The following is a 22,715-nucleotide window of genomic DNA, read 5'->3' as shown; positions in this document are numbered from 1 at the left end:
GGAATTCATCTATTCTTTTGTTTTCATTTTTTCTTCATAAAAACGTACGACTTTGTTTTTCGTGTGTCTTGGTGGGATTTGAAATTGCTGAAGCAATGCTGTGAAAGCGGCTTGTCCAATGTCTAAATCGCTCACTTCAAATTCAAGTTCATAGTCCTCTACTGTTAAATATCGGCTGTGATCCAAAACAATTAAGCCTTCTTTGATCATTTTTTCTGCTCTTGACGTTTCCAGTGAACCAAAATACACGATTTGATCCTTTTGAATGTGAAGGTGTACTAATCTGTCTGCCACTTCACCTTCAGGCAGGTGGAAATGTTCAAGACTTGCGGGAGGATCGATCGTTTGGTGAGTTTCCAAAAGGCCGATCTCATGCGGTTCTTTTAATGTGAGGACCCACTGCCCGCCTTTTTCTCTCATTCGTAATGCAGCGAATTTGGATTTTATATCAAATTGAGGTGTATCAAAATAATAGTTGGTTTGAGTGTGGAAGTCCTCGTCCTTTAATTGAAAATAATCTTTTAGCTGTTCAAATTCTTCTTTCATTAATAATTGTTTTAGTTCTATCTCAATTTCCTGTGCCATTTTGACATCAACCTTTCATTTAGAGGAAATATGATTATTGTACATGAAAAGCTTCTTTTTTTCTTATTTATTCCTTAAAAAGAGACGTATATAGATGCTAAATGAGGCAAAATGAACAATGAAATGGAGAAATCAAATTTTCTCAAAAAGTTCGGTTTATCAATATTGAACTTGATATGATAAAATAAAGCTGTACTTTGTTGTAAAGGAGATCATGATGCAAAACAGAATTGAAATCACAGAAGCAACTTTAAAAGAAGACAGGCTGATCTTGACGGTCCAGTCAGATGAGCAAATTCAAAAAGCAAAAGCATCAGGACAAATGCTTGTTGATTCTGATCACTTTGCGTTCGTTTACATACTTGAGACTGAGGAGTCTTTTACGTATCTTATTTTAGGAGAACATACATGGGCTCCATTAAAAGAAGCAATGAATCGTGAAATCCCTGTCTATTTGGCGGCGGAAGAGCAAACACTAGAACTCATTCAACTTCATCAGGAATTAAACTATTTAATCGACAATATTAAAGACAATGCCAATTACGGAGATATGGAAGAGAAAGTGAAGAGCACATTCCTCTGAAATAATTAGGTATTTGGAATTGGGGGAAGTTTCATGGACAAAAAACAATGGGATCAATTCCTCGCACCATATAAGCAAGCAGTCGAAGAATTAAAAGTGAAACTAAAAGGCATTCGAAAACTGTATGAATTTGAGGATGACCATTCACCAGTAGAATTTGTCACTGGCCGAGTGAAACCCGTTGCCAGCATATTGGAAAAGGCAAAGCGTAAAAACATCCCGATGCATGAGATTGAAACGATGCAGGATATTGCAGGGCTTCGCATTATGTGCCAATTTGTAGAAGATATACAAGTCGTCAAGAAAATGCTCCAGTCACGAAAAGATTTCGTGGTTGTAGATAAACGCGACTATATTGCAGAACATAAAGAAAGCGGATACCGCTCGTACCACCTTGTTGTGTTATATCCGCTGCAAACGATCAATGGAGAGAAGCAGCTCCTCGTCGAAATCCAAATCCGTACATTAGCCATGAACTTTTGGGCGACCATCGAGCATTCTCTGAATTATAAATATAGCGGGAATATCCCGGAGAAGGTCAAGCAGCGCCTTCAAAGAGCTTCTGAGGCAGCATCTCTTCTTGATGATGAGATGTCTGAAATCAGAGGGGAAATTCAAGAAGCGCAAGTGGCATTTTCCCGGAAAAAGAAAAACGATAGCTGAGCCTAAGCTTGATCAAATATGATGCTGCTTTCTCGTCGCAGCAAGGTGGAAAAGGAGAAGAATTCATGAAATTTGCAGTTTCTTCGAAAGGGAATTCTGTATCTGACACACTTAAAAATAAAATACAGACCTACTTATTGGATTTTGGAATGGAATTAAATGAAGAGGAACCCGATCTCGTCATTACAGTTGGCGGAGACGGAACCCTTTTATACGCTTTTCACCGGTATAGCAACCGTCTGAACGAAACCGCTTTTGTCGGCGTACATACAGGCCATCTTGGTTTTTATGCGGACTGGGTCCCGAGTGAAATAGAAAAGCTTGTGTTAGCCATTGCCAAAACGCCTTATCACATTGTGGAATATCCGATTCTTGAAGTCATCGTCAGGTACAACGATGGGGGCAGGGAAGAAAAATATTTAGCAATGAATGAATGTACGATTAAAAGTATGGAAGGTACACTTGTGGCAGATGTTGAGATTAGGGGTCAGCTTTTTGAAACATTCAGAGGAGATGGTCTTTGTTTGTCTACACCATCTGGCAGTACAGCCTATAATAAGGCACTTGGCGGGGCTATTATTCACCCATCCATTAGGGCGATCCAGCTGGCAGAAATGGCTTCAATCAACAACAGAGTGTTTAGAACGGTCGGTTCGCCGCTCATTTTGCCCGACCACCATACGTGTGTGATCAAACCGATTAATGATGTGGATTTTCAGGTGACGATAGATCATTTGTCGCTGCTGCATAAAGATGTGAAATCCATTCAATGCCGAGTGGCAGACGAGAATGTCCGGTTTGCCCGATTTAGACCATTTCCGTTTTGGAAAAGGGTGCAAGATTCCTTTATCGGCAAAGGAGAATAAGAAAGAGGTTGTTCTCGCTGGAATACTTTAAGATAAACAAAACCATATCAGCCAAAGAAGAAGGCAGGCTGCTGAAGGACTATTTAATCGATCTTGGCATTTCAAAACGAATGCTGACAGATATTAAATTTGATGGCGGTGACCTTCTGATTAATGGAGAGCATGTAACCGTGAGATATGAGCTACGCGAGGGAGACAGGCTCACCATTTTATTCCCCGAGGAAAAAGTGAGTGAAGGGCTAAAACCTGCGGCCATTCCGCTTGATATTTTATTTGAGGACGAGCACGTGCTTGTGCTGAATAAAAAGCCGTATATCCCATCGATTCCTTCTCGAGAGCACCCTGAGCATAGTATTGCAAATGGGGTGCTTCACCATTATGCTGAGCAGTCCGTTCGGCTGACTGTCCACTTGGTGAACCGTCTTGATCGTGATACTTCTGGTGTCATGTTAGTCGCTAAACATCGCTTTGCACACAGCCTTTTATCAAAGGCGCAGAAAAAAGGGGAAGTCAAGCGAACGTATAGAGCCATTACACATGGCATGATCACGCAAAAGGAAGGAACAATTAGAGCAAAAATTGCTCGAAAAGAGGACAGCATTATTGAACGAATGGTGGATGAATCTGGTCAGGAAGCCGTAACACATTATACGGTGCGGGCGGTACATACTCATTTAGATATGTCTGATGTGTCCCTTACCCTTGAAACGGGAAGAACTCATCAAATTCGTGTTCACATGCAATTCCTTGGTCATCCGCTTGTTGGAGATACGCTATATGGTGGAACAAGCGAGAGAATAGGCAGGCAGGCACTTCATAGTGAAACCCTTGTTTTTCCGCATCCGATAACAGGGGAGTCCATGACCTTTTCGGCTCCTTTGCCGGATGATATGACATTATTGCTTCAGTAAACAAGTAAACCCGGTCACCTGTCATGGTGGACCGGGTTTTTTATTGCGTGAAATGCTGAAATCTTGAATCGTCATATGGCATAGATGAAGGAACAGATACGGTCTCAAGCTCTGGATATCTAAGGGCAGAGAGCTTGTGGCCAAAGACGCAGCCTGTATCAATGTTAACCGTTCTACCGATAAATCTTGGTTCTTTTACGGGTGTATGCCCGTACACAATCCATGGTTTTCCGTGATATTCCTTTGCCCAGTCCTTCCTGACAGGTCGACCGTCTGGCCATGTTTCTCCGGTGACTGCTCCAAATAATAGATAAGACCTCATCTGTTTGTTCGGTTTTTTGCCAATATCCTTTTCCTTCATCGCTGCGTGTGCAATGATCAGTTCATTCGGAATCAGTACATCATAAAGCGGTGCCTTTTCAAATAAATGTTTAAATTCACGTGATAAAATGGTTTGTTCATCATGCGGCAGGTTTTTGATTTCGTTCACCGTTGTTTCAATGCCATGCAGTAATTTTACGGGATTTCCTTTCAAATAGCGATACAGCTTAAAACAATGGTTACCAGGCACATAGCGGATTGCGCCCTTAGAATAGGCGTGTATGACAAATTGCATGACGGCAACTGATCGAGGGCCGCGGTCTGTTAAATCACCAACAAGGGCCAGTGTTCTCTTATCAGGGTGGACAGGTAGTCCATGTTTGAGTTCGTATCCTAGTTTGTGTATGAGGGTAAGCAGCTCTTCGTAGCAGCCGTGGATATCGCCGATGATATCGAATTTCATAAAGGTTCCTCCTGATTTTTTCATCCATTGATCGGATATAAAGAAGTTTGAATTTTAGAAAATATAACGAATGGCTTTCATTTCATTTGCGCAATTGTTAGAATCAATGCTTTAACGTAAAACTTAAAAATTAAACATGAATGTTAGGAGGCTTTAGCCAATGGAGCATACATCTGTTTCATCACTCGTTGTCGTTATTATTGTAGCCTTTTTCACCCCCATTTTATTGCACCGATTTAAGCTGACCATCCCGGTCGTTGTCGCTGAAATCATCATGGGGCTCATCATTGGAAAAAGCGGTCTTCAACTAGTTGTTGAACACGACGCATGGCTAGATACGTTATCCATGCTAGGTTTTATTTTTCTTATGTTTTTAAGTGGACTTGAAATAGATTTTTCTTCTTTTGAATCAAAGAAGAAAGCGCGAGAACTACCAAATGGTTTAAAAGAACCGAATACATTTAAAACAGCGACCATTATTTTTGTTGGGGTATTTTGTATGTCCTTTATCCTGTCTTATGCGTTTGTCCTTGCAGGATTTATTCAAAATGCCTTTTTAATGACGCTTATTATTTCCACCATCTCATTGGGTGTGGTGGTTCCTACCTTAAAAGAGGAAAAGTTGATGCAGACGAATATTGGTCAAATCATTTTGCTTGTAGCCGTCATTGCTGATTTGGTGACAATGATTTTACTTGCTGTGTTTTCCTCCATTTATGGCGATGGAACAGGGAACATGTGGTTGCTCTTATTATTATTTGCGGCAGGTATTCTTCTTTATTTATTTGGCCGGGTATTTAAGACAAAGTCCATTTTTCAGTCCATGTCAAAAGGAACGGTGCAAATTGGGACAAGAGCCATCTTTACTCTCATTATAGTCTTAGTTGCCTTATCTGAATCACTCGGTGCTGAAAATATTCTTGGGGCTTTTTTAGCAGGTGTGCTTGTGTCTCTTCTTTCGCCTAATAAAGAGCTCGTACAGCAGCTGGACTCGTTTGGCTATGGATTTTTAATTCCGATCTTTTTTGTGATGGTCGGTGTGGACCTGAATATATGGTCACTCTTTAAAGATCCAACCATCATGATCATGATTCCGCTGCTGTTTATCGCATTATTGCTTAGTAAACTCGTTCCGATTCTTTATTTAAAAAAATGGTATGACATGAAAAAAGTCATTGGTTCTGGTTTTTTATTAACCTCGACGTTATCCCTAGTTATTGCTGCTGCAACGATTGGTGAGCGGCTTGGTGTCATTGATCATAAAATGTCAGGAGCCCTTATTCTAGTCGCTGTGCTCACGAGTGTTTTAACGCCTGTTTGGTTTAAGGCGTTATTTAAACAAGAACGTGAAACCAATCATAAAAAGCGTGTGACGTTTATTGGAGCAAATCAGCTGACGTTACCTGTGACGCTTGATTTGCATCAGGATGAATATGACATCCGTATTTTACACGTCTTTCAGGAAAATAAAGAAGCCTTGCTTGCTGACTCCATCTTTGAAGTTGAAGCGATTGAACAATATGACGATGATACGCTCAGGCAGGCTGGCATCGGGCAAGAGGATGTGCTCGTTGTAGCTACAGGCAGTGAAACGAAAAATAAGGAAATTGCTTTATTTGCAAAAGAAGAAGGGTCTAAACAAGTCATTGCAAGTGTTAACAAAGCGGAAGCCGAGCTGACTTTAAAGGAAGCAGGGATCGATACCTTTTCTAACTTCTTATCATCTAAAACGGTGCTGAGGGCATTGATTGAAGCACCTGATGCGATTCGCTTGTTAACAAATGAGGATTCTTCTTTGTATCAAATTCAAATGAACAATCATCGGTATCATAATGTCATGCTGAGGGAATTTCCTTTTACCGGCGATTTGGTGTTTGTCCGTATTTTTAGAGGAATTGACAGCTTAGTACCGCATGGGGATACGACGCTTAGAAGCGGTGACCGCGTGCTTGTGTCTGGCTCCCGGGAGTATGTGGCAGGACTTAGAGCCCAATTAGAGTTGCAATGAACCCTTGACCGATGAACAAATCCTGATTAAGATAGAGGTACAACAATATATGTTTGATCCACTAGGGGAGTCCTTTAAAAGGGCTGAGATAAAAGTGTAGACTTTTAGACCCTCATTACCTGAACAGGTTCATACCTGCGTAGGGAAGTGGTGCGGTGTTTGACTATGCTTTTTACAAATTCCAAACCACTTTCCACGCGGAAAGTGGTTTTTTTATATGGAAAAACAGGAGGAGAGGAACATGACATTTTCGAACGAATGTAAAGAAGCAGCAGCTAGATGGTGGAATGGGAGCTTTACACACCCTTTTGTGAAAGGGATTGGTGATGGCACACTTACACTCGATCGTTTCACTTATTATGTGATGCAGGATTCGTACTATTTAACTCATTTTGCAAAAGTACAGTCGTATGGAGCCGCTATTAGTGAGGACTTACATACGACAGGCAGAATGGCATATCATGCGCAGGGTACGTATGAAGCAGAGCTATCACTGCATAGAAAGTTCACAGAACTGCTCCAGATCTCTGATGAAGCGCTGGCAAACTTTAAACCTTCTCCAACTGCTTATGCATATACCTCGCATATGTACCGATCTGTGAAAAGCGGTCGTTTTGAAGAAATTTTAGCCGCATTATTGCCGTGCTACTGGCTTTATTATGAGGTAGGAGAAAAACTGAAACAAACAACGCCTGACCATCCGATCTATCAAGAATGGATTTTGACATATGGCGGGGATTGGTTTAAAGAGCTTGTTTTTGAACAGGTGAACCGTTTTGATGAACTTGCAGAAAAAGCGCCAGAACATGTGCGGGCTAATATGAAAGAAAATTTCGTGATTTCGAGCTATTACGAATACCATTTCTGGGAGATGGCGTATGAAAAAGAAATGTGGCAAACAGCATGCTTAGATGGGGTTGGTGCAAATGGAACTCCATGCAGTGACAAATGATACGCTTCCTGTCAGGAAGCTCATCAAGCAAATAAAAGACATTGCGTCTGAAGTAGACTTTATTCATATTCGTGAACGATCGAAGGCAGCAGGTGAGCTGGTTCACCTCGTGAAACAACTCCTAGCAGAAGGTGTTCCGAAAGAAAAGCTGATTATAAATGACCGAGTTGACGTTGCGCTGCTGACCAATATTCACCGGGTTCATCTTCCAGGACACAGCTTTTCGCCAAAGGAATTAAGACAAAAATTTCCTCATCTCCATGCGGGGGTATCGGTTCATTCGATAGAAGAAGCCAAAGCAGCAGAGAAGAACGGGGCAGAGTATGTCATGTTTGGGCATGTGTATGATACCGCATGCAAACCCGGACTACAGGCGAGAGGCATAAAGATTGTGGAAAACATGACTTCTACGCTGTCCATTCCAGTCGTTGTCATTGGTGGAATCACACCAGAACGACTGCCAGAATTGATGCATGTTGATTTAAAGGGAATAGCCGTCATGTCGGGAATTTTTGCTCATCCTCAGCCGCGCAAAATGGCGCAAACATTTTCTAAAAAGCGAAAGGAGAATCCTTATGAACAAGCATTATGATGTTGCAATCATTGGTGGTGGAATCATAGGGATGTCGATCGCTTATCACCTTGCAAAAGCAGGAAAGCAGATTGTCTTATTTGAGGCAAATGAGATCGGGAAGCAAACGACGAGTGCGGCTGCTGGCATGCTGGGTGCTCACGCTGAAGGAGAAGGTGATGAAGATATTTTCTTTCAAGTAGGCAGACAAAGTCAGGCTTTATATGAAAAATTAACGGTCGACCTTCAGCATGAATCGGGCATTGATATTCGGACATCAGTGGGCGGGATTATGAAGGTGGCTTTTACAGAACAAGAAAAGCGAGCTCTTTGCCGGATGCAGCATTTGCCCACATTTGAATGGCTTGAAGCAAGCAGCGTAAAAGAACGTATGCCTCAAATAGCAGATAACATCGTAGGAGCAGGATTGATAGCAGATGATGTACATGTCGAGCCATATGCGGTATGCAGGGCTTTTTGGCAGGCGGCTGTTCGGCACGGAGCGGATGTGAAGGAGTTTACCCCCGTTATCGATGTGAAGAGGGGAAAAGAAACATTGACAGTCAGTACAGCTAAAGGCATCTTCACATGTGATCATCTGACTGTAGCAAGTGGTGTATGGTCAGGCCGTTTTTTAGAAGAACTGGGGTTATCACACTCTCTCTATCCTGTAAAAGGAGAATGCGTGTCTGTTTGGAATAACGGTCCAGCGCTTGCACACACCATCTATCATGATCATTGTTATATCGTTCAAAGGGATAGCGGTAAGCTAGTGATTGGTGCAACGATGAAACCGAATGACTGGCAGGCCGTTCCGACACTTGGCGGTATTGAAGCAGTTATTCACAAAGCATCTCAGCTCATGCCTTCTATTCGAGAGATGCCGATTGATCAATGCTGGGCAGGTCTTCGGCCAGCGACAAGCGACCGGCACCCCTATATTGGAAAACATCCAGAAGACGAGCGTATTCTTTTTGCAACGGGACATTACCGAAATGGCATTTTACTTGCGCCAATTACGGGGGAAATCATTCGCGGCTTAATAGCGGGCGAGTCTGTTCACAAGGAATGGCTTCATGCGTTTCGTATTGGGCGAAAGGAGGCACTGTTCGTATGAAAATTCAATTGAATGGAAGAATGGTTGATTTCGATAAGGAAAATGGCACGATTTTTGATCTGCTATCAGCCTATCAACTTGAAAACCGAGTGGTGATCGTTGAAAAGAACCAAGAAATTATAGATAAAGAAGCCTATCAACAGGTAAAAATTCAATCAAATGACACGATTGAAATCGTTCACTTTGTAGGAGGAGGATGACACCATGCTGCGCATTGGCGGAAAAACATTTACATCAAGACTATTACTAGGGACAGGAAAGTATCCATCATTTGAAGTTCAAAAAGAGGCGGTCAACGTATCAGAAGCTGAAATTTTGACCTTTGCTGTGCGAAGAATGAACATATTTGAACCATCACAGCCTAATTTTTTAGAGCAGCTCGATTTATCAGCCTATACATTGCTGCCAAATACTGCCGGGGCAAGTACAGCGGAAGAAGCGGTGCGGATTGCCCGTTTAGCGAAAGCTTCTGGACTGTGTGACATGATCAAAGTAGAAGTCATTGGCTGTTCAAGGTCTCTTCTGCCAGATCCAGTCGAAACGTTAAAAGCATCTGAAATGTTATTAGAAGAAGGTTTTATCGTGCTGCCATATACGTCAGATGATGTGGTGTTGGCAAGGAAATTAGAAGAACTTGGTGTCCATGCCATTATGCCAGGTGCTTCTCCAATTGGATCAGGTCAAGGGCTTTTAAACCCTCTGAATCTATCGTTTATTATCGAACAGGCAAAGGTGCCAGTTATTATTGATGCGGGTGTAGGTTCTCCGAAGGATGCTGCTTATGCGATGGAATTGGGCGCTGATGCTGTATTACTGAATACAGCCGTGTCTGGCGCAAAGGACCCTGTGAAAATGGCTAAAGCGATGAAGCTGGCGATTGAATCTGGAAGACTCGGGTTCGAGGCAGGCCGTATTCCACTCAAAAACTATGGAACAGCCAGCAGTCCGCAGGAAGGAATGCCAGCATTTTGAGCACACGTTATTCACGCCAAGAGCTTTTTAGGCCGATTGGAACAGAAGGACAAAAACGGCTACATGTCTCAAAGGCCGTCATTATTGGGGCTGGGGCACTTGGAACAGCGAGTGCTGAAATGCTTGTCCGTGCCGGCGTAGGATCTGTCACCATTTTGGATAGAGATTATATTGAATGGAGCAACCTGCAGCGTCAGCAGCTATACACAGAACAAGATGTTCTTGATCGGCTGCCAAAGGCTGTGGCTGCTGAGAAAAGACTCAAGCAGGTGAACAGTGATGTTCACGTGAGAGGAATCGTCCTTGACGTGACCGCTCAAAATATTGATGAGTACGTCAGCGGGGCATCCATCATCGTGGATGCAGCGGATAATTTTGAGGTGAGAATGATTGCGAACGATGCGGCCGTCAAACATCAAATTCCGTTCCTTTATGGAGCCTGTGTAGCAAGCTATGGTATTCAATTCACAGTGATTCCTGGTGAAACCCCGTGTTTACACTGCCTGCTTGAGCATTTACCTGCACAAGGCATGACATGTGATACAGCAGGAATTATTAGTCCAGTTGTGCAACAGGTTGCGGCCTATCAAGTGGCGGATGCACTGAAGCTTTTAACAGGATACCACATCACGCCGGTATTAAGATCGTTTGATTTATGGACAAACGAGCGATCTGATATTCGATCCGTTACGTCTTTAAAAAAGAAACAATGTCCAAGCTGCGGTCTTAAGACATATCCATTTCTCTCATATGATCAAAGAGCAAAAGCAGATGTATTATGTGGACGAAATACCGTACAAATTCGCAGTGCACTAGGGGCACCCCCGGCGCTGCATGAAGTAGCCCGTCAGCTAAAGAAAGCAGGAATGGATGTGCTGGAAAATCCTTATTTGCTTTCGTGTCAGAAGGATGAGTACAAGCTCGTTTTATTCAAAGATGGCAGAGCGCTTGTACATGGGACAAATGATATTGCGAAAGCGAGAACGATTTATCATCAATGGATTGGCTAATGAGAGGGTGAGATGACATGACGATTAAAAAAGCATTAACCATCGCAGGTACTGATTCTGGTGGTGGAGCAGGTATTCAAGCAGATTTGAAAACCTTTCAGGAGCTTGGTGTGTACGGAATGTCCGCCATTACGGCCATTACAGCTCAAAACACACTTGGTGTTCACGGTATTTATCCACTGTCTATCGAGGCGCTCGAAAGTCAAATTGATGCAGTAGCAGAAGACTTGTTGCCAGATGCCGCTAAAACAGGGATGCTGTGGAGTGCCGACATGATCAGTGTCGTTGCTGAAAAGACGAAGCAATATGACTTGAAACTAATTGTCGATCCAGTCATGATTGCTAAAGGAGGCGCTTCTTTATTAAATGAAGATGCGGTCTCTGCTATGAAAACACAGTTACTACCTGTCAGTTATGCAGTCACACCGAATCTCCCTGAGGCAGAAGTGCTGACAGGCATGCACATTCAGACAAAAGACGATCGCCATAGAGCAGCAGAACGACTTTATGAGCTTGGCACGTCCTATGTTGTGATCAAAGGAGGTCATAGCCCTTCAGACGGCCTCATTACAGATCTTTTGTACGATGGAAAAAGCTTTTTTGAACTCAGTAATGAACATATTGATACACCACATACACACGGAACAGGCTGTACATTTGCAGCGGCATTAACGGCAGAAATAGCAAAAGGTCGTTCCATGAAGGAAGCCTTTGAAACGGCAGAAACCTTTGTCCATGAGGCGATCAAATTTCCTCTAAATATTGGCGCTGGGCACGGACCGACTAACCACTTTGCTTATCAGCAAAACAGAGTCAAAGCATAAAAAGAAGACTGTCTTCACTTGTGAGGGCGGTCTTTTTTCTGAAATAAAAACTTTCTTTCAGAGGAAATTGTCAATATCTCATGATTTGTGATAAGATTATGATCAGGTACTAATACTATGTCTTGAAAAAATAGGAGGCTTTAATACATATGAACTTTTCTTTAGAAGGCCGTAATATTGTGGTGATGGGTGTTGCCAATAAACGAAGCATCGCTTGGGGAATTGCTCGTTCACTTCACGAAGCAGGAGCTCGTTTGATTTTTACTTATGTTGGAGATCGTCTGGCAGAATCAGTGAAAGAGCTAGCAAGCACGCTAGAGCGTGATGATTCCATTATTCTTCCTTGTGATGTGACAAGTGATGAAGAAATCGAAAAATGTTTTGCAACGATTAAAGAAAAAGTACAAGTCATCCATGGTGTTGCACATGCGATTGCATTTGCGAACAAAGAAGAGCTTGTCGGTGAATATTTGAACACGAACCGTGAAGGTTTCCTTTTAGCGCACAACATTAGTGCCTATTCACTAACAGCTGTAGCAAAAGCAGCACGTCCGCTCATGACAGAAGGCGGAAGCATTGTCACACTTACTTACCTAGGCGGAGAGCGCGTTGTCTCTAACTACAATGTCATGGGTGTAGCAAAAGCAGCCCTTGAAGCAAGTGTGAAATACTTAGCAGCTGATCTTGGAGCGGAAGGCATCCGTGTGAACAGCATTTCTGCTGGTCCAATTCGTACGTTATCTGCAAAAGGAATCAGCGGCTTTAATACGATCCTGAAGGATATTGAAGAGCGTGCACCGCTTCGCCGTACAACGACTCCTGAAGAAGTTGGCGATACAGCACTATTCTTATTCAGTGATTTATCCCGCGGCATGACAGGTGAGAATCTTCATGTTGATTCTGGCTTCCATATCATTGCCCGCTAAACGAATAAATGATTTGCAGCATACCAATCACTGGTATGCTGTTTTTTATTTTTCTTCTGATTTGGGGTGTCCTTTCATATATATAAGGAATGAATCATTCGGGAGGGATCAGTATGTCAAATAAAGGTGATGAGAATCAAAAGCCGCTTATGTATATTGTTCAGCCGAGCTATGATGAATCAGCGCCGGCCATGCAAAATATTGTGAGGAAGCGCAAGAAGTCAGAAAAACCTTCAGAAACCAAAAAAAGCGCCAAAGAGGATGCAATCGAAGAAAGCGTGCAAGAACCTGTATCACAGGAAGTAAAGCAGAAAAAAGAAGAGCCGCCTGCGCTACAGCAAGAGCGGGAGATCAATCAAGAAAAAGATAATTCACAAAATCGAGAGCCAGTACAAGAACAAGAAAAACAGCCAGAAGGCGTATTTCATGAAACAAAAGAAGAACCAAGAAGAAAACGAGTGAAGAAGCCGTTAAGCCAAATGAATATCGAGGAGAAAGTCGATTTTCTTACAAGTCTGCCGCATAATATGCCGAGAGCGCTTTGCCTCATTGAAGCCGATGGAAAAACATACAGAGGAATCATCATGGAGAGAAAAGACAATATGGTCGTCATCCGCACGGCAGGCGGTGGTAACCCAGTGGAATTAGCGATTGGTGATATTTCTTCTATTCATCCACTTGGTTTTTAATGAACATAAAAAAAGTCCCATAACGGGACTTTTTTTGTTAGCAGCTACGGTTGATGAGTCTTGGATTTAAGCACTCGATTGCGCAGAAGCAGTCAAGGTCTACTTCAATGCAATATTTTGATTTTTCTAAACGGAACACATCACATACGGAATCTTTATCTGTAAAATCTAAAATATGACGATCTTTGTCAAATGCAATAAGCAAGCTGAGTGTTGCGCAGTGATCAGAGATGTGTTCGACTCTGAAAAATGCAGTGCTGAAGCAAGGGCCAGCATCTACTTCTCCGACGTTTCCGAATGCGACGAATGGTTTTGATTTTGAGGTAAATAGAACAAACGGGACAGTGTCACCTAATGAATGTGATGGAGAAAGGAGATTGCTGTAACAGCTGGTTGGGCAATCCTCTTCGACGGCATTTTGTAAGTCGTTTATGTTTTCAACAGCCTCTGCTACACAGTTCCATGAATGTTTGCGGCTCATATTCAACCCTCCTATACAAGGAAATTTGTTTGAGTGTTTGAGCACTGTCATCATCATCTATAAGCTTTATTACGTGTCTCGCCGGTTGATGCATCTAATGTCAATCAATGCGGAAGCGGCCGCCTTTTGCTGACTGCTCCGCATGATTGGTTGTCATTCGTGAGGAAGGGGATGCTTTGACTTATGACAAGTTAGATGAGCGGGCGATTGGTTTAGCCGTGGTGATGATGCTTTTTATCTTTTGTTGGCATGACTCTGTCGACAAGTTCTGGATTTAAACATTGGATCGCGCAGAAACAGTTCAAATCAACTTCGATACAAAAGTCCGCTTTTTCTAAACCAAAGAAGTCAGGATCGCAAGGGTGACAAACGCTTAGCGTATGTCCGTGTACATCAACAGGTCTTAATACAGATAATGTGGCACAGCAGTCATGCAATTTTTCAACCCGGAAGAAAATGGATTCGAAGCATTGGCAATCGTCAACAAATCCTCCAATGTTTCCGAAAGTAGAGAACAATCCGCCCTTTTTATCAAAAAGTAAAAACGGAATCGTATCTTTTCCAGAAACTGTCGGGCTTAATAAATTACTGTAGCAGCTCGTAGGACATTTATCTTCTACAGCTTCCTGCTCTGCTAAAATCTTATCAACCGCATCGCATACACAGTTTTCATCATGTCGGCCATGGTGTTTTCCGCAGCTCATGGATTTCAGCTCCTTTAACAAGGTATTTGACTTTAGTCCTTAACAACATATGTATGCGCCCTCTAGTTGGTGTGGGTAAATGACTATTTATCTTTGTTGTATTTTTAGAAAAAGGAAAAGCAGAGCTTTTCGCTCTGCTTTTGTACATTAGAGGATACCAATTGCAACGATCGTCGCAACAAGTGTCTGTGTAAGCGTTTGGATGGCAATAGAGATGTCTGCATCGATTGTAGAGACTGTAACGTTTCTAGAGTTTTCGATGACAAGTTTCTGGCGATTTGTTTGTTTGTGGCTAGCTGCTTGCAATAGATCTTGCGTGACGCGGTCAGCTAGGTCACCATCAGCGATTGAGATGTTTGTAATGGTGATGATCGCTGTTTGAACAGCTGCTTGGATAGATGCTGCAACCTGTGCATCAACAGAAGAGACGTTAATGTCACAAGAATCTCTAACGATAATGACTTCCTCAGATGTCTGCTTTGTTACACTCACTTGATCAAAGTCTTGTAAAACATCTTCATCATCATAATAGTGGCCGTCACAAACTGCTTTTCTTTCGTAGTTATGATGGTAATCGCCGTGGTGTGTACAGTTGCGATCTAGAGCGACCCAAGAGTATGGTTTAGAATCCATTTCTTTTCCTCCTTCCGTTTACTTTATTAAATGCTGGAATGATTGGTTTTGTCTCGGGCATTTATCCTAGCAGGCAACCCATTTTTATTTAATCGTTATTTTGCTGCGCTTGACGACGCTGCTGGATACGTTCTCGAAGTGAATTTCGTTTAGGGCGCACTTGTGGTTCAGGCTCGACCTCTTCTGCATGTTTTGCTGCCTCTGCCTGACGCTTTTTCTCCTGCTGCTGCTGTACGAAATCATCTGCTTTCTTTTGTAAATCCTGAACCAGCTTCAAAATCATCCTTCTTTGATCTTCTGAAAGGTTTGCTTTCTGATCATCTGTGACATTATTTTTGTTTAAAATATCACTCACAAGAAGGCTTGTTAATGGATCAACATCAGTGTTGATTTGAAACTCCTTTTTTTCGTTCTCTTCAGCCACGATTATTTCACCTCTTTCATACGTGATGTTAGAAAAAGAAAGGGTCAAAGAATGCCGGCTTCAACTAAAAGTACATTCAGTGTTTGAGTGAGAATTTGTACGGAGTTCATAATGGATGCATCAGATAATGTAATCGTGACGTTATAACAATTGATGATTTGAATCACTGTTTTCTTTTGAACTGTCACTTGTTGTGCAGCTAAAAGCTGTTCTGTGATGTCTGCAGCCAATTCATCATCTGGTACAAGAATTTGAATTAAAAGAGTAATGATTGTCGTTACGGTCGCTTGAAGGGAGAGTGCGGCTGTTACATCTGTTTTATGAATCGTGACATTTTCGGAATCCTTGATCTCGATGAAATCATCATAATTGCTGATTAATTCGTTTAACAGTTGTGTGTATAATAAATCAGCACTTTCTTCAATAGACAATACTTTCACTCCTTTCTTATCTATACATTATTTAATGCAGCAGAGGCTCAAGGTGGAATCGGAAAGCATGAAAAAGTACAACCCAATTTTATTTGCACCCGATTCATCATGGTGGTCTTTCTTTTTGCATATATAAAGAAAGGACGGAAAAAGAAGAATGAAGGAGGTGGAGGTTCCATGAGCGGCGCTTTGTCATTTGCTATATTTGCCCTCGCATCCTTTAGGCTGACGAGATTGATCGTGTTTGATACGATTACAGCCCCCTTTCGCCGTCTATTTCATGAAGAGCAAGAAGAGGTAAACGAACAAGGTGAAGTCGAGACCTATATCGTCATTAAGGGGAAGGGACTGCGATCTTGGATAGGAGAGCTGTTAAGCTGTTATTGGTGTACGGGTATATGGTGCACTGCTGCTTTATTACTGATATACATATTTTTTCCTGTCATCAGCATGTGGCTTAATTTACTATTAGCGATTGCCGCCGCAGCAGGCTTGATTGAAGCAGTCGTGTCGAAGCTTGTGAAATAAACAGGCATTCTGATCAGACACGCTTAAAGAAAATGCATATACTAACATGGAATAGGAAAGGAAGGGTTGCGATGAAACCAACTGAAACACCGTCACATATGCTTCAAGGGTATCCAGCGCAGTCAAATCAACAATCTGTATATACGAAGAAAATCAAGAAGACGGGCTGCGGCTGTGGGAAGAAAAAGAAACCTCAATAGGGAAAAACAAAAGCCGGATTTATCCGGTTTTTTTGTTGCCCTTTTTTTGGGTGATGCATATGTAAGAGAGAAGGGGTGACCAGAATGGATGCATTCGAACAATTAATCGGTTCCTTGTTCACTAAACCCCATGATGGGAAAGAGCAAGCGCACGAAAAAGCTGAAATGGATCTAGCGAATAAAGCGAAGGATCTTGAAGAGCACTTAAAAGCATTTGGCGAGAAAATGGATACTTTTGCGAAAGAAACAGAAGCATTCATGATCCGTCATGGAGAGGCAGATTACGTCTTTAAACAGCAGAAATAAAAATTCCGCACTTTTTTATGTGATCGTCCAAACCATTTCATGTATTTTTCATATTTTGTAAGGGAGAAGAGGAGGTGCTTATATATGAGTTGTTACGGTTACGGTGGCGGTTATTGCGGAGGTTATGGTGGCGGCTACGGCGGCGGTTATGGTTCAACTTTTGTTCTTGTCGTCGTGCTTTTCATCCTTCTAATCATCGTTGGTGCTTCTTTCTTTAACTAAACAGTAAGAAGGTGAGGGAAGCAATAGGGAAGCCTTTTGCTTTCCTTTCTCTTTGCTAACAAGGCAGCAGGATAGGCACATATCTCGCCTATTTTCATATAGTAAGGTGATTACTCCACAAAGAGGAGGCAAAGGAATGGATAATAAGTTCTTTAAAAGTGTGGAAAATAAAACAGGTGTAAATATGAATGATGTCTTTAAGCTTGCAGGTTCTTTGCAAAACGCGAACTTTAAAGATGAGAATACCGTTCGAGGTGTCATTAAAAAAGTAGCGCAGCTTGCAAACAAACGTGTACCTAAAGAAATGGAAGACAAAATCGTTCAATCGATTACAAGTGGAAAAGAAAAGCTTGATTTTAATACAATCGCTAAAATGATGAACAACAAAAAATAAACAACAGGCTCTCCATTTAAAGGGGGGCCTGTTGTTTTTGTGTGAATAATTCACGATTTTTCTTTAAAAGGGGGTACAAAAAGCGGGAGCGGTGAGCAGTTTTTCCTCTTCTATATGATGGAACGGATAGATAAAGGGATTGTTCTGCTCTCGTCATGGCAACGTATAATAAGCGCCGCTCCTCTTCAATGGCTTCTTCATCACCGCTTCTCAGCTCATCAAGTGCAAAGTCATGAGGGAGCGCCCCATCAACCACGCTCGTGATGTACACTGTTTGGAATTCTAGTCCCTTCGCACGGTGGATCGTCATGAGCTGAACGCCTGGTTCATCTGATTTTTCCTTTTCAGCAGATTTCATATGTTCGGCATGAGCGAGGAAGGCTTCAATTGTTTCAAAACGTTTCGCCGCTGTTTTCACATCCCGTACATCATCTGTTCCTTTTTCAAGCACATTCGTATCATTCACGCGTTTTTTTAAATAATCACCAAGTCCCATCCTTTGTTCAATAAACGCTACAGCTTCAGATGGCTTTAACGATTTTAACGTTCGAAACAGGGGAACGATCGATTGTAGTTTTTTGCGCTGAAACGGCTGAATGTCTGTTAGCTTTCCAAGTGCCTCTACCATAGAACAATCTTCCGTAATGGTCAGCGCCTTCAGGGTATTCAGTGTTTGCTGCTTTAAAAAGAAAACGGGCAGCAGCAGCTTCATTGCGGCGACATCATCTGCATCCTGACTTAGCGAAAGAAAAGCGAGCAGCACCCGAACAATTCTTCTGCTATAAAAGGCTTTTACGCCAGCATCGGTTTGATACGGAATCGCCGATTGATGAAGACGTTCATAAATCGCACGGCCTCCTGTATTCGTTCTAAACAGCACGCAAAAGTCATTCGGTTTTGCACCGTTTTTAATTTTCTCCTGAATATCTGCTACGATCATGGTCGCTTCCTCTTCCTCGTCATATGGATAAAAAAGAGTCGGCGGAATTTCCTCCACGCGTACGGCTTTTAACGTTTTCTCGTAACGATGCTGATTCTTCTTAATAATGGCGTCAGCACTTGCGACAATCGTATGATGAGAGCGGTAATTTGCATGTAAATGGACGATCTCAGCCGAAGGATAGTCCTGTTTGAAGTCAAGAATAAAAGCAGGGTTGCTTCCTCTAAATGCATAGATGGCTTGATCATCATCGCCTACACAAAATAGCTGCTCGGATTCTCCAGCTAGAAGCTGGATTAATTGATATTGTACGGGATTAATATCTTGAAATTCATCTACTAAAATATACTTGAATCGTTCTTGATATTGTTTGAGCAATTCAGGCTGCTTATTCAGCATGTGTAAACAGGCAATCGCCATGTCATCAAAGTCAAATTGTTGATTTTCACGCTTTTGCTGTTCGTATGACTGATAGATTGTCCACATTTGCTTTTCCTTTTCATCTTTCAGCTCAGGAAGTTCGTTTGGTAAAAAAGCATTTTTCCAATAGCCGATTGATTGCAGCACTTGATCGGTTGGATAGTCTTTTTCATCAAGTCCTTCATTCATGATCGCTTTGCGAATATACTGCTCTTTTTGCCAGTCGAATTTAATCAAATGCTGTCCGTTCCATTTGCCCCGATCATCGTGAAGCAGCATTTTATAAAATAAACTGTGGAATGTGCCTGTCACAACTTGGCTCGCCTGTGAAGGATGAAGCTGATACTGCATACGCAGTCTTTCTTTCATTTCACTGCTTGCTTTTGTGGTGAAGGTCACGAGCAGGATATGGTGAGCGGGGATTTGATGGTGCGACATCAGATAAGCAGCTCTTGCTGTCAGTACCCTTGTTTTCCCGCTGCCGGCGCCAGCTAGCACAAGCATCGGACCGTCTTTGTGTGTGACTGCTTGAAGCTGCGGTGCGCTAAAGGTGATGTGTGGAAAGAGGTCAATGGTATGCACTTCTTCATTCTTTTCTAAATGAAAGGTTTCGCCAAATTGAATGGATCGTGGTTCCTGCCAGTCATCCGATTCTTCTGTTTGTGAGCTGATCTGTTTGCCGGTTGGAAAGCGAAAGCCGCCAAGCTCTTTGTAGGATGCATGTTCCTCTCGTTCAGCCGGTTTCTTTTCCTCTTGTTGTTCTCTTTTTTCGCAAATCTCTTGCTGAGATATTTGCTTATGGATAAAGGCAGGTTCTTCATGTATATTTAATCTAAAAAAGACGGGTTGTCCGCAATATGGGCAAGATAAATGCCCTTTTTTCCCCTCATCATGGAGGAATTGATAGTGTTCTCTCGAATATGTATGTAATGAGATCGTTCGATCATGTCGTCGTGCGCATTTCAAAGCTAGTCCTCCAATAGTCAATCAATCTTAAAAAGAAACACATCTAATCATATCAAATGAGGCGTGTTTCAAACAGTCATAATTAGGGAATAGTAGAGTAGAAGAGAAGCAAAGGAGGCGTTCTTGATGGGATATATAGCCCCGATTCAGCCGGATCTGTATTTTCAATATATCAATCGTCCTGCTCCTCAGGATAAAGAAGACTATGCGAAAGTGACGAAGGTCACCCGCACCTTTCATGACAAGGTATACAGAGAGCTGGAGAAAAAAGAGGACTTAGTGACAGAAGCGGAAACGAAAGTACAGCAAAAAAAGCGGGAACGCTTTGTACGAGATATGTTTATGGAAGAAGGTAAGGGCGTTCATATCAATACTTACGTCTAAATGACTGCGCTTTCTTCCTGAGCGAACGAGATGGAATCAATAAAAAGCCAGGGCATCCATGATGCCCTGGCTTTTTATTTTCGTTAAACGGATAGTGTTTTTGTCATTTTGACATGTGTAATCCCTGCTTCTTCAAACGGTTCTGAAACGGCTTTGTAGCCTTTCTTTTCGTAGAAAGGAAGAGCTTGGACTTGTGCATGCATGACAGCTTCTTTCGCTCCGTTTGCCATCGCTTCAGACTCAAGTGCTTCTAAAAGCTGGTGGCCAAGACCGAAAGAGCGCGCCTCTTTTAATACACAAATTCGTTCAAGCTTTGCCTTATGACCTTCAATTATGCGCAGTCTAGCAGCAGCTTGTGGTTTGTTGTCATCATTATAAATGACAAAGTGAATGGCTTCGTCCTCAAGTTCATCAATTTCGATCTCTAACGGGACTTCTTGTTCTTTTACGAAAACTTCTTTTCGAACATAATAAGCATCTTCTCGTTGTGTTTGTTCTTTTACGATGACTGTATTCAAATGTCTTTAACCCTCTTCTCCTAAGATAAATGTTTCATAAACGGTCCAAGAACCGTTCTCTAATTGATATAAAAGGTGGAAGCGGTCAACCGTTTCCTCGTGGTCAATTTTTCTCAGCTTCAATGTGCCTAGAACGTCTGAATGCTCATCGTCTGATAACTTTTGAGCCACTGTCACATGCGGAACAAATGCATATTCAGGTGTACCAGCAAGCGGATCAGTGTACAACTTCTCATTGAGAGTCATTAATTCTTCGTTCGGTTCTACTTTCATATAAATCACGTTGTTTACAGGAGCGAATGAACTGAATTTTTTAATACGTAACGTAATAGGAGAAGCATTTTTTGCGTACTCTCGCAAGGTGGAGACGACCTCAGCTGCTTCTAGATCCGTTAATTCAAAAGGTGTTCTTAATGTTAAATGAGGTGGTATGAGTGCATAGTTCGGATCATAACGTTTCCGATAAGAGTTCGCAATGTCTTGCAATTTTTTTGATGGAAATAAAACAACTCCGTATTTCATCATGTTCCCTCCTGATTAAGAAAGTATTTATTATTTTTTATTATAACAAAATTCAGTTGATTAACGAATATGGGAGCATTCTTTTTAACGAAGGTGAAATGAGCGGCTGCCAAAACGTCCATTTATGATCGCCTTCGAATGTCTCAAATAAATAATCCGCACCGGACTTCTCCAAAAGGACCTTTAATTCTTCGTTCGGCTGAATAAAGTCTAGCACTTGCCCATCTGTCGTTTTCACAGCTGTTTCTTCTAACCCGATTTGATGGATAATGGCATAATGAGCAAGGGATGATGACTGTTTGACTGCTTGCAGAACCGACTCATCCACGTAAGGAGACTGCAAAATCAGTCCGCCAAATAACGAAGGATAATCAATGGCTGTCATAAGTGAGATCGTAGCACCTAATGAATCACCAATAAATGTACGACCTGATCCAACTTGATACGTTGGATAGTGTTCATCAATATACGGAACTAGTTCATTTGCCAAAAAGCGTTTATACGCCTCGAACTTTGGTCCGTCTGGATGATACGTATTTCGTCTTTCAGTAACATTTTCATATGGGACACCAATGATAATCGAGCGTTCCATTTCTTTGTTTTGCATTAATTCTTCCGCTTGTCTGCCTATTTTACCTAGACGGAAATAATCATGACCATCTTGTGCAATGATGACATGATATGTATAAAGGGGGGAGTAATTGACTGGCAAATAAATCAAAATGGTCATATCTGCCCCAAGTTCTTTTGACTGTAAGGTTTCTTCTTGAATGATGCCTGTTTTCTTCACCATAATCCATTCCTCCAGCTAACCAAATTCATCATAAGTGAAACGTTTCCATTCATTGTAACACGAAAAACAGCGTTGTTCCTATATGCTAACATGCAATCAAATTGGCTAACATTCAATCTAGTGCAAAATACAGAAAATTTTAATTAATCGTTACATTTCCCCTTGAAAAATGAGGTTTAATGCGTTACAGTATTAAGAATTAGAACAGACAGACAACACATTCTTATCGTGAGAGGTGGAGGGACTGGCCCTTTGAAACCTCAGCAACCGGTATGCATCACTTCATGTGATGTACCAAGGTGCTAAATCCAGCAAGCAGCTTTTTTGCTTGGAAGATAAGAGGAAGCGATTAAACCCCTTCTTCTTATGAAGAAGGGGTTTTTCTGTT

At 42.0% G+C, this 22,715-nt stretch carries 31 protein-coding genes and 2 riboswitches; of the genes, 20 read left to right on the top strand and 11 right to left on the bottom strand.

Translation table 11 applies throughout. The features are described 5' to 3' along the window. Positions 1-9 precede the first annotated feature (9 nt). Complete coding sequence (locus tag M2369_RS14565; RefSeq protein WP_041092056.1) at positions 10-585, bottom strand: CYTH domain-containing protein; 576 nt, start codon at positions 583-585, stop codon at positions 10-12. A gap of 217 nt (positions 586-802) precedes the next feature. Between M2369_RS14565 and M2369_RS14560 the strand changes: the two genes are divergently transcribed. The 4 genes from M2369_RS14560 to M2369_RS14545 all read left to right on the top strand — a co-directional run bounded on the left by M2369_RS14560 (position 803) and on the right by M2369_RS14545 (position 3,608). After that, positions 803-1,168, top strand: coding sequence for a UPF0738 family protein (locus M2369_RS14560; protein WP_008348459.1), 366 nt, complete (start codon positions 803-805; stop codon positions 1,166-1,168). Between the two features lie 33 nt (positions 1,169-1,201). After that, positions 1,202-1,831, top strand: a complete 630-nt coding sequence (gene yjbM, locus M2369_RS14555) for a GTP diphosphokinase (RefSeq protein ID WP_008348457.1) — start codon at positions 1,202-1,204, stop codon at positions 1,829-1,831. Between the two features lie 65 nt (positions 1,832-1,896). Beyond that, complete coding sequence (locus M2369_RS14550) at positions 1,897-2,697, top strand: NAD kinase (protein WP_008355343.1); 801 nt, start codon at positions 1,897-1,899, stop codon at positions 2,695-2,697. Between the two features lie 17 nt (positions 2,698-2,714). After that, positions 2,715-3,608: an RluA family pseudouridine synthase gene (locus M2369_RS14545; RefSeq protein ID WP_201268126.1), complete on the top strand. Its 894-nt coding sequence runs from the start codon at positions 2,715-2,717 to the stop codon at positions 3,606-3,608. Between the two features lie 40 nt (positions 3,609-3,648). On the opposite strand, the gene prpE is transcribed toward M2369_RS14545, so the two are convergent. Continuing rightward, the gene (gene prpE / locus M2369_RS14540) at positions 3,649-4,392 is read right to left on the bottom strand and encodes a bis(5'-nucleosyl)-tetraphosphatase PrpE (RefSeq protein WP_017359667.1); all 744 of its coding nucleotides are present in this window, start codon (positions 4,390-4,392) and stop codon (positions 3,649-3,651) included. Between the two features lie 160 nt (positions 4,393-4,552). Here prpE and M2369_RS14535 point away from each other — a divergent pair, with 160 nt between their 5' ends. The 10 genes from M2369_RS14535 (at position 4,553) to M2369_RS14490 (ending at position 13,461) form a co-directional block, all read left to right on the top strand. Continuing rightward, positions 4,553-6,400 carry a monovalent cation:proton antiporter family protein gene (locus M2369_RS14535; protein WP_007498989.1) on the top strand — a complete coding sequence of 616 codons (1,848 nt, stop codon included), beginning with the start codon at positions 4,553-4,555 and terminating at the stop codon, positions 6,398-6,400. A 53-nt stretch (positions 6,401-6,453) separates the two neighbouring features. Next, positions 6,454-6,563: riboswitch (TPP riboswitch) on the top strand. 78 nt (positions 6,564-6,641) lie between these two features. After that, on the top strand, positions 6,642-7,352 hold the full coding sequence (gene tenA / locus M2369_RS14530; protein ID WP_008348448.1) for a thiaminase II: 711 nt from the start codon (positions 6,642-6,644) through the stop codon (positions 7,350-7,352). Beyond that, entirely contained in the window at positions 7,327-7,944 is a 618-nt protein-coding gene (gene tenI, locus M2369_RS14525; protein ID WP_008348446.1) for a thiazole tautomerase TenI, read from the top strand. Before tenA ends, tenI begins: the two co-directional genes overlap by 26 nt. Beyond that, positions 7,928-9,040, top strand: a complete 1,113-nt coding sequence (gene thiO / locus M2369_RS14520; RefSeq protein ID WP_008348444.1) for a glycine oxidase ThiO — start codon at positions 7,928-7,930, stop codon at positions 9,038-9,040. The genes tenI and thiO overlap by 17 nt, the downstream gene beginning before the upstream one ends. After that, a complete protein-coding gene (gene thiS, locus M2369_RS14515; protein ID WP_008348442.1) occupies positions 9,037-9,240 on the top strand; it encodes a sulfur carrier protein ThiS in 204 nt (67 codons plus the stop codon). Before thiO ends, thiS begins: the two co-directional genes overlap by 4 nt. A 4-nt stretch (positions 9,241-9,244) precedes the next feature. Beyond that, entirely contained in the window at positions 9,245-10,012 is a 768-nt protein-coding gene (locus tag M2369_RS14510; protein ID WP_007498979.1) for a thiazole synthase, read from the top strand. Beyond that, a complete protein-coding gene (locus tag M2369_RS14505; protein ID WP_008348440.1) occupies positions 10,009-11,022 on the top strand; it encodes a thiazole biosynthesis adenylyltransferase ThiF in 1,014 nt (337 codons plus the stop codon). The genes M2369_RS14510 and M2369_RS14505 overlap by 4 nt, the downstream gene beginning before the upstream one ends. Positions 11,023-11,039: 17 nt before the next feature. Beyond that, positions 11,040-11,846 carry a bifunctional hydroxymethylpyrimidine kinase/phosphomethylpyrimidine kinase gene (gene thiD / locus M2369_RS14500; RefSeq protein ID WP_039167328.1) on the top strand — a complete coding sequence of 269 codons (807 nt, stop codon included), beginning with the start codon at positions 11,040-11,042 and terminating at the stop codon, positions 11,844-11,846. A gap of 149 nt (positions 11,847-11,995) precedes the next feature. Beyond that, positions 11,996-12,772: an enoyl-ACP reductase FabI gene (gene fabI / locus M2369_RS14495; protein WP_003211867.1), complete on the top strand. Its 777-nt coding sequence runs from the start codon at positions 11,996-11,998 to the stop codon at positions 12,770-12,772. A 113-nt stretch (positions 12,773-12,885) separates the two neighbouring features. Further along, complete coding sequence (locus M2369_RS14490) at positions 12,886-13,461, top strand: CotO family spore coat protein (RefSeq protein ID WP_047945549.1); 576 nt, start codon at positions 12,886-12,888, stop codon at positions 13,459-13,461. Positions 13,462-13,498: 37 nt separating this feature from the next. On the opposite strand, the gene M2369_RS14485 is transcribed toward M2369_RS14490, so the two are convergent. The 5 genes from M2369_RS14485 to M2369_RS14465 all read right to left on the bottom strand — a co-directional run bounded on the left by M2369_RS14485 (position 13,499) and on the right by M2369_RS14465 (position 16,134). Then, positions 13,499-13,942, bottom strand: coding sequence for a CotY/CotZ family spore coat protein (locus M2369_RS14485; protein WP_008348434.1), 444 nt, complete (start codon positions 13,940-13,942; stop codon positions 13,499-13,501). Positions 13,943-14,154: 212 nt separating this feature from the next. Continuing rightward, the gene (locus tag M2369_RS14480; RefSeq protein ID WP_008348432.1) at positions 14,155-14,646 is read right to left on the bottom strand and encodes a CotY/CotZ family spore coat protein; all 492 of its coding nucleotides are present in this window, start codon (positions 14,644-14,646) and stop codon (positions 14,155-14,157) included. Positions 14,647-14,793: 147 nt separating this feature from the next. Continuing rightward, entirely contained in the window at positions 14,794-15,279 is a 486-nt protein-coding gene (locus tag M2369_RS14475) for a spore coat protein (protein ID WP_008348431.1), read from the bottom strand. Positions 15,280-15,367: 88 nt separating this feature from the next. Next, positions 15,368-15,703 carry a hypothetical protein gene (locus M2369_RS14470; protein WP_035392394.1) on the bottom strand — a complete coding sequence of 112 codons (336 nt, stop codon included), beginning with the start codon at positions 15,701-15,703 and terminating at the stop codon, positions 15,368-15,370. Between the two features lie 44 nt (positions 15,704-15,747). Next, positions 15,748-16,134 carry a spore coat protein gene (locus M2369_RS14465; protein ID WP_007498962.1) on the bottom strand — a complete coding sequence of 129 codons (387 nt, stop codon included), beginning with the start codon at positions 16,132-16,134 and terminating at the stop codon, positions 15,748-15,750. A 177-nt stretch (positions 16,135-16,311) separates the two neighbouring features. Between M2369_RS14465 and M2369_RS14460 the strand changes: the two genes are divergently transcribed. From M2369_RS14460 to spoVIF, 5 genes are all read left to right on the top strand, one after another. Continuing rightward, a complete protein-coding gene (locus tag M2369_RS14460) occupies positions 16,312-16,662 on the top strand; it encodes a DUF1360 domain-containing protein (protein WP_045035236.1) in 351 nt (116 codons plus the stop codon). Between the two features lie 71 nt (positions 16,663-16,733). Further along, positions 16,734-16,862: a hypothetical protein gene (locus tag M2369_RS14455; RefSeq protein ID WP_008348422.1), complete on the top strand. Its 129-nt coding sequence runs from the start codon at positions 16,734-16,736 to the stop codon at positions 16,860-16,862. Positions 16,863-16,946: 84 nt separating this feature from the next. Continuing rightward, a complete protein-coding gene (locus tag M2369_RS14450) occupies positions 16,947-17,168 on the top strand; it encodes a hypothetical protein (RefSeq protein WP_008348420.1) in 222 nt (73 codons plus the stop codon). 84 nt (positions 17,169-17,252) lie between these two features. Next, on the top strand, positions 17,253-17,390 hold the full coding sequence (locus M2369_RS14445) for a YjcZ family sporulation protein (RefSeq protein ID WP_008348419.1): 138 nt from the start codon (positions 17,253-17,255) through the stop codon (positions 17,388-17,390). Between the two features lie 136 nt (positions 17,391-17,526). Further along, the gene (gene spoVIF / locus M2369_RS14440; RefSeq protein ID WP_008348417.1) at positions 17,527-17,784 is read left to right on the top strand and encodes a sporulation-specific transcription regulator SpoVIF; all 258 of its coding nucleotides are present in this window, start codon (positions 17,527-17,529) and stop codon (positions 17,782-17,784) included. Positions 17,785-17,800: 16 nt separating this feature from the next. Here the strand turns inward: spoVIF and M2369_RS14435 are convergent, their stop codons facing one another. After that, a complete protein-coding gene (locus M2369_RS14435) occupies positions 17,801-20,110 on the bottom strand; it encodes an ATP-dependent helicase (protein ID WP_259254752.1) in 2,310 nt (769 codons plus the stop codon). 126 nt (positions 20,111-20,236) lie between these two features. Between M2369_RS14435 and M2369_RS14430 the strand changes: the two genes are divergently transcribed. After that, complete coding sequence (locus M2369_RS14430; RefSeq protein WP_008348414.1) at positions 20,237-20,494, top strand: hypothetical protein; 258 nt, start codon at positions 20,237-20,239, stop codon at positions 20,492-20,494. 83 nt (positions 20,495-20,577) lie between these two features. On the opposite strand, the gene M2369_RS14425 is transcribed toward M2369_RS14430, so the two are convergent. From M2369_RS14425 to M2369_RS14415, 3 genes are read right to left on the bottom strand one after another with little or no spacing between them, the layout of a single operon-like run. After that, on the bottom strand, positions 20,578-21,012 hold the full coding sequence (locus M2369_RS14425; RefSeq protein ID WP_008348412.1) for a GNAT family N-acetyltransferase: 435 nt from the start codon (positions 21,010-21,012) through the stop codon (positions 20,578-20,580). A 6-nt stretch (positions 21,013-21,018) separates the two neighbouring features. Then, positions 21,019-21,534: a YjcG family protein gene (locus tag M2369_RS14420; RefSeq protein WP_024720139.1), complete on the bottom strand. Its 516-nt coding sequence runs from the start codon at positions 21,532-21,534 to the stop codon at positions 21,019-21,021. Positions 21,535-21,586: 52 nt separating this feature from the next. Next, positions 21,587-22,327: an esterase family protein gene (locus M2369_RS14415; RefSeq protein ID WP_019743058.1), complete on the bottom strand. Its 741-nt coding sequence runs from the start codon at positions 22,325-22,327 to the stop codon at positions 21,587-21,589. 220 nt (positions 22,328-22,547) lie between these two features. Next, a riboswitch (SAM riboswitch) is annotated at positions 22,548-22,669 on the top strand. Positions 22,670-22,715: the final 46 nt, after the last annotated feature.

Source organism: Bacillus sp. JUb11 (assembly GCF_024807925.1).
Classification (GTDB): Bacteria; Bacillota; Bacilli; order Bacillales; family Bacillaceae; genus Bacillus; species Bacillus altitudinis.
Note: the sequence above shows the minus strand (reverse complement) of the source record. Positions and strands in the feature narration are given on the sequence as shown.

What these genes read in the sequence shown, in the direction of transcription:
- M2369_RS14445 (WP_008348419.1), top strand. Translation starts at nt 17,253, where the DNA reads ATGAGTTGTTACGGTTACGGTGGCGGTTATTGCGGAGGTTATGGTGGC.
- M2369_RS14455 (WP_008348422.1), top strand. Translation starts at nt 16,734, where the DNA reads ATGAAACCAACTGAAACACCGTCACATATGCTTCAAGGGTATCCAGCG.
- M2369_RS14510 (WP_007498979.1), top strand. Translation starts at nt 9,245, where the DNA reads ATGCTGCGCATTGGCGGAAAAACATTTACATCAAGACTATTACTAGGG.
- M2369_RS14430 (WP_008348414.1), top strand. Translation starts at nt 20,237, where the DNA reads ATGGGATATATAGCCCCGATTCAGCCGGATCTGTATTTTCAATATATC.
- yjbM (WP_008348457.1), top strand. Translation starts at nt 1,202, where the DNA reads ATGGACAAAAAACAATGGGATCAATTCCTCGCACCATATAAGCAAGCA.
- M2369_RS14420 (WP_024720139.1), bottom strand. Translation starts at nt 21,534, where the DNA reads ATGAAATACGGAGTTGTTTTATTTCCATCAAAAAAATTGCAAGACATT.
- M2369_RS14560 (WP_008348459.1), top strand. Translation starts at nt 803, where the DNA reads ATGCAAAACAGAATTGAAATCACAGAAGCAACTTTAAAAGAAGACAGG.
- M2369_RS14460 (WP_045035236.1), top strand. Translation starts at nt 16,312, where the DNA reads ATGAGCGGCGCTTTGTCATTTGCTATATTTGCCCTCGCATCCTTTAGG.
- M2369_RS14450 (WP_008348420.1), top strand. Translation starts at nt 16,947, where the DNA reads ATGGATGCATTCGAACAATTAATCGGTTCCTTGTTCACTAAACCCCAT.
- spoVIF (WP_008348417.1), top strand. Translation starts at nt 17,527, where the DNA reads ATGGATAATAAGTTCTTTAAAAGTGTGGAAAATAAAACAGGTGTAAAT.
- M2369_RS14415 (WP_019743058.1), bottom strand. Translation starts at nt 22,327, where the DNA reads ATGGTGAAGAAAACAGGCATCATTCAAGAAGAAACCTTACAGTCAAAA.
- M2369_RS14535 (WP_007498989.1), top strand. Translation starts at nt 4,553, where the DNA reads ATGGAGCATACATCTGTTTCATCACTCGTTGTCGTTATTATTGTAGCC.
- M2369_RS14565 (WP_041092056.1), bottom strand. Translation starts at nt 585, where the DNA reads ATGGCACAGGAAATTGAGATAGAACTAAAACAATTATTAATGAAAGAA.
- fabI (WP_003211867.1), top strand. Translation starts at nt 11,996, where the DNA reads ATGAACTTTTCTTTAGAAGGCCGTAATATTGTGGTGATGGGTGTTGCC.
- tenA (WP_008348448.1), top strand. Translation starts at nt 6,642, where the DNA reads ATGACATTTTCGAACGAATGTAAAGAAGCAGCAGCTAGATGGTGGAAT.
- thiO (WP_008348444.1), top strand. Translation starts at nt 7,928, where the DNA reads ATGAACAAGCATTATGATGTTGCAATCATTGGTGGTGGAATCATAGGG.
- M2369_RS14550 (WP_008355343.1), top strand. Translation starts at nt 1,897, where the DNA reads ATGAAATTTGCAGTTTCTTCGAAAGGGAATTCTGTATCTGACACACTT.
- thiS (WP_008348442.1), top strand. Translation starts at nt 9,037, where the DNA reads ATGAAAATTCAATTGAATGGAAGAATGGTTGATTTCGATAAGGAAAAT.
- M2369_RS14475 (WP_008348431.1), bottom strand. Translation starts at nt 15,279, where the DNA reads ATGGATTCTAAACCATACTCTTGGGTCGCTCTAGATCGCAACTGTACA.
- M2369_RS14490 (WP_047945549.1), top strand. Translation starts at nt 12,886, where the DNA reads ATGTCAAATAAAGGTGATGAGAATCAAAAGCCGCTTATGTATATTGTT.
- tenI (WP_008348446.1), top strand. Translation starts at nt 7,327, where the DNA reads ATGGAACTCCATGCAGTGACAAATGATACGCTTCCTGTCAGGAAGCTC.
- M2369_RS14480 (WP_008348432.1), bottom strand. Translation starts at nt 14,646, where the DNA reads ATGAGCTGCGGAAAACACCATGGCCGACATGATGAAAACTGTGTATGC.
- thiD (WP_039167328.1), top strand. Translation starts at nt 11,040, where the DNA reads ATGACGATTAAAAAAGCATTAACCATCGCAGGTACTGATTCTGGTGGT.
- prpE (WP_017359667.1), bottom strand. Translation starts at nt 4,392, where the DNA reads ATGAAATTCGATATCATCGGCGATATCCACGGCTGCTACGAAGAGCTG.
- M2369_RS14485 (WP_008348434.1), bottom strand. Translation starts at nt 13,942, where the DNA reads ATGAGCCGCAAACATTCATGGAACTGTGTAGCAGAGGCTGTTGAAAAC.